We start from the raw sequence: 4393 nt of genomic DNA on the forward strand, positions 1-4393 counted from the left end.
CACCCGTCCTCGCTTCGCTTCGGACACCCTAATGTCGCTTACGGATAACACCGCCCCTTTCGCGGTTTGTTTTAGCCTGTCGCTCAGTCCTCCCCAGCCCATGTAGAAATATTTGAGAAATATTCTTGAGAAGCATTGCTCGGGGCGACCGCATAACTTACGTTGGTCATACCACGCGATACGACCGGAGGGGTAACCTCAGATGCGCAATCACTATTACAAATATTTGCTATGCATCCTGCTGCTTATAGTTTGTGTCTTGCTCGTAATCTTTGCTGTGCTTTCCAACAACAACCCGGGTAACGAAAAAGACGGCACTGCCTCCACGCACGCGCCGAGCAATACCTCAACCTACTGGGATAAAGACCGCATGGAATCCGCTAGCCCGGCTCCCATGCCTCAGTAAAACTGCCTCTGAATAGCCGTAGGGCCCAATGCTTCGAGATACACAAAGCATTGGGCCCTACTGTCTTGTAGGCGGCTGTTACTGCGCCGCGCTGTCGTAGATGAAGTCCACGGTCGCGTAGTCCTCCGGGATTTCGGCGAGCAGCGCCTCCTCCTGCGCCGCCCAGCGTTCCCAGTGCGGGCGGAACGTGTCACCGTCACGAGCCATGGCGCGTTCGTAACGCACCTCGTCCGGGGCGGTCGCGAGGATACGCACCTCGCAGGCGCCCGCAATCGCGCCGACACCCTCACAGATGATGACCTGCGTAGCCGCCGGGTCGACGGTGCGTACCTCACCGGGGGCGCCCGCCTCCCAATCCCACGGGGTGTAGGTCCCGGCAATGCCTTCGGTCAGCTGCACGGATAGCGCGTCCCACGCCTCCACGCCGTCGAAGAGGCCATCCCAGCCGGGGTAGAAGTCGTCCAGGTGTAGCACGTGCACGCTGTGCCCGGCGGCGGTGAGCTCCTGCTCAAGCTGCGCGGCGAGGCTGGTCTTGCCGGTGCCGCTGCGGCCGTCAATACCGATGATCAGCGGGATCTGCGCAAAGTCAGCGAGGAACTGGGCACGGAATTCGGTGAATTCGGCGGTGTCCATGTCAAAGTCGTTGCCGATGCCGTGCTCCAGGCGCAGCATGTCTTTGCAGAGCTCCAGGATTTCGGTGGTGCCGGTGACGCGGCGGTTCTGGTTCAGGGGAATACGCTGACTCACTGCGCGTCGCCTTCCTGTTTGAGGTGGTTGATGAGGCCGCGTGCGGCGGCGTCAATGAGGCCGGTGGTGTACACGAAGTCGCGTTCGCTACCGTACCAGGGGTCGTAGATGCCGAGCTGGTCCAGGTGGGTGGTGGTGACCTTCGGGTCGAAGCTGCGCATCATGCGGATCTTGGCCTTGTCCTCGTCGTTGCGGGCGAGGGCTTTGAGGCGCAGGTAGTGGGGTGCGTCCATGGCGAGGATGAGGTCGTTGCGGTCGAAGTCCTCGACGGTGAAGACGCTGGCGCGGTGCGCGGACGGGTCGATACCGCGGGTGGTGAGCTGCGCGGCGGCGCGCGGATCGATGCGGTTGCCTTCTTCTTCGTTGCTGATGCCGCTGGAGGTGACGGCGACGGGCACGCCGGCTTCTTGGGCGTGCTGGCGGATGAGGTATTCGCCGACGGGGGAGCGGCAGATGTTGCCGGTGCAGACAGTCATGATTCGGTACATGGTTCTAGTGTATCGGTGGGGTAGAGGATGGTTGGGCGCGGCGGGTGCTCGGGGCGGTTCTTTGGACGGTTCAATGACGGGCGGAGGCGCTCGCCGGCGGGCTGCCGCCGCCGGGGCTGTCGCTACCAGAACCGGGCGTGAAAAGGCCCCGCCGGTGTGGGCCGGCGGGGCCTTCTAGAGGTGAATGCTATTCGGTAGGTTCTTCCGGTTTGGGCGCGGGCAAAGGTTCGGGGTCGAAAAGCTCACAACCCACCGGAATAGTGAAGACCCTGCCGTCAGCTACCGTAATTTGCTCAGAATCGATACCATATATGCTATTTTCTGAAACAGTAAGTTTATAATCTTTAGGCTCAACTCTGACTGATAATTGAGTAAATCTTATGATTTCGAATTTATTAACTACAAAAGGAAATGGATGGGGTTTAACTGTCGGAGTGGAAAGTTTAAGTATTTCCCCAGGAGAGCTAAAGGTTGGGCTGTAGGAATTGAAAGATGCTCTTTCGACGCTTAACCCTTTAGAAAATTTCGAACACGAGAAGTCTGAAATGTAATTAAATTCTACTTCCGAGAAGTCTGCGTATCCCTTGAAATGTGCTTTCGATTCAAATTTTTTCAAGAAACGTGACTTAGTGAAATATACTGTCCTATCAAATGAGCAAGAAGATAGAGATAATTCTTCATCGAAAGATGTTTCCTCAAACAGAACTTCATCTTTGAAAGAAGTATTTGTAAGGTATAACTTTCCAAGAAAATTTGCATACGTGAAATCTGCAGTATTTTGAAATGAAGAATCACGAAAGCCAGTTAGTTTATAAAAGTCTACGCCTCGAAAATATGTGGTTTCCATAAATGATGCTCCAGTGAATAGGACTTGCTCTCTAAATTCTGCTGAAGCGAACCAAGTCTCTTCGGCAAACGTTGCATTTGAAAAGTCATTTATTGAATCGGGGGTACCTGAAAATATTACGCTTGCAAACATGGCAGTACCTTTGAAAGTTGCTTCTGAAAAATTGGCGCCCTGGGTAAATTTAGAAACAGAGAAGTCGGCATTACTGCTAAAAGTGCTACCTGTAAATTCGACCGGATTTGAAAAATAGCTGTATTGAAAATCGACTGGGTAAAAGAATGATGAATTTGAGAAATCGTACTTGAAGTTCGACCATTTTCCTTTGCTTGTTTTAGGTTTTTCTCCGTCTCTGTTTACTCCTCCGCTAAGTCTCTCTGTGATGATTTTAATGATAGTTTTCCGAACCTCCTGTTCCCCTCTTAGAGACGTAAAATCATTAAATGCATTTTCTGCTTCTTTGTCTGAGAGGTTTAGGTTTTTATGGTCATTATTCTTGGGTATTGAAAGAGGGTACGGTGAACGAATGTAAGCGCAGAGGCTGTCAATAATAATCTGCCCTTCCTCCATGCGTTCTTTTTTCTTAGGATTACTTTTTTTATCCTCAAGCCATTCATCAATAAGTTTAGAAAGTGTGTAGACGCCTCCGAGTTTAATAGAGGTATTATCATTGCCTAGCTGCTCAATAGCTTTTGCGTATCGACTTCGGCGTTCAGATTTTATCTGACGGATATGTTCAAGATCATTTTTATCTTTTTCTTGTAGGTTTTTGCGACGGTTCTCCCACAGGGTGAGCATAGTAAGAAGTCCAGCAACTGTTACGAGGATAGCTTGTCGTAGGGCTGGAACGGTATCGCCGTCTTTGAGTGGATTCGGAATGATAAGGGGGATAATGTAAGCGCTTCCTCCTCCAAGTAACACGGTTAAGAGAAGAATTATATAAAGCCAGTTTTTGTTCCAATTGATGTAGGCTATAAAATGTTTGAGGAAATGATATTCCTTGGCAATCTTTAGTAGAACTAAAACCGATATTGCACCTGCAGTGATATATAAAAGATGTAGGCGCAAATCTGATATGGATTTTTGCTCAGCTTCACCACCCAACCCGCTTTGTCGTAGCCAGCCGGTCTCTACCGGAATCCAGAAAGCAGCTATACCTCCAATAATTCCGAATGTTACAAGAATTGGGAAGAAATAACGAATGTACAAAGGTGGGTCGGCGAAAACCCAATTGCGGAGCTTTTGGAATAGGCTTTCCTGCGTTTTCTGCGCAGCATCTTTCTCTGGCAAGGTTTCATCCTGTCTTCTCTGATAGGAACAGTCACCTCTCAGCATAGTGCATAAACTACCTGAATGGGGCTTCTAACGGCTATAAGTGGAAGCCCCACCACATATTCAATGTGGCGGGCCCTTCGGATATTACAGCGCAGGCTCACTGATACGGGTGTAGTCCTGTTTCTCTTCGTCCCAGGAGTCCGGGTCGTACAGCACCGTGCAGAGAGGGAGAATGAACGTTCTGTTATGAAGCTTCGCCGTACCGCAGCTGAAGCTGTGCGGGCTCTCCGGGTGCGCCTTGAACAGGTAATCCTGCGGATCCACCTGTGCAGAGAACCTGGCAGAGTTGGAGGCATCAGCAAATATGGGTGCACACTTTTCGAAATATGCGCGATCGAAGTCTGTGATTCCAGCGAACTCCGTGTCCCCGAAGAGTGCATTTCGGGTGAACTTCGCGTCCATGAAGTACGCATTTCCGGTGAACTTCACGCCCCAGAAGTCTGCGTCTCCGGCGAACTTCGTGCCCCTGAAGTCTGCGTCTTCGGTGAACTCCGCGTCCGTAAAGTATGCGTCTTCAGTGAACTTCACGCCCCCGAAGAGTGCGTTTCCGGTGAACTCTGTGTTCCTGAAGTC

5 protein-coding genes are annotated in these 4393 nt (G+C 51.3%); 1 reads left to right on the forward strand and 4 read right to left on the reverse strand.

Annotated elements, in window-relative coordinates; translation table 11 throughout:
* Nucleotides 1-259 precede the first annotated feature (259 nt).
* Complete coding sequence (locus tag HMPREF3055_RS09270; RefSeq protein ID WP_161799350.1) at nt 260-406, forward strand: hypothetical protein; 147 nt, start codon at nt 260-262, stop codon at nt 404-406.
* Nucleotides 407-484: 78 nt separating this feature from the next.
* Here the strand turns inward: HMPREF3055_RS09270 and HMPREF3055_RS04075 are convergent, their stop codons facing one another.
* The 4 genes from HMPREF3055_RS04075 to HMPREF3055_RS04085 form a co-directional block, all read right to left on the reverse strand.
* Entirely contained in the window at nt 485-1153 is a 669-nt protein-coding gene (locus HMPREF3055_RS04075; protein ID WP_060823897.1) for a nucleoside/nucleotide kinase family protein, read from the reverse strand.
* Nucleotides 1150-1641 carry a low molecular weight protein-tyrosine-phosphatase gene (locus tag HMPREF3055_RS04080; RefSeq protein WP_070738145.1) on the reverse strand — a complete coding sequence of 164 codons (492 nt, stop codon included), beginning with the start codon at nt 1639-1641 and terminating at the stop codon, nt 1150-1152. The genes HMPREF3055_RS04075 and HMPREF3055_RS04080 overlap by 4 nt, the downstream gene beginning before the upstream one ends.
* Before the next feature lie 187 nt (nt 1642-1828).
* On the reverse strand, nt 1829-3775 hold the full coding sequence (locus HMPREF3055_RS09095; protein WP_168163645.1) for a pentapeptide repeat-containing protein: 1947 nt from the start codon (nt 3773-3775) through the stop codon (nt 1829-1831).
* Nucleotides 3776-3904: 129 nt separating this feature from the next.
* The coding region (locus HMPREF3055_RS04085) for a pentapeptide repeat-containing protein (protein WP_210399377.1) at nt 3905-4393 on the reverse strand (489 nt) is incomplete at its 5' end.

The sequence above is a fragment of the Rothia sp. HMSC061C12 genome, assembly GCF_001815755.1.
Lineage (GTDB): Bacteria > Actinomycetota > Actinomycetes > Actinomycetales > Micrococcaceae > Rothia > Rothia mucilaginosa.

What these genes read in the sequence shown, in the direction of transcription:
- HMPREF3055_RS04080 (WP_070738145.1), bottom strand. Translation starts at nt 1,641, where the DNA reads ATGTACCGAATCATGACTGTCTGCACCGGCAACATCTGCCGCTCCCCC.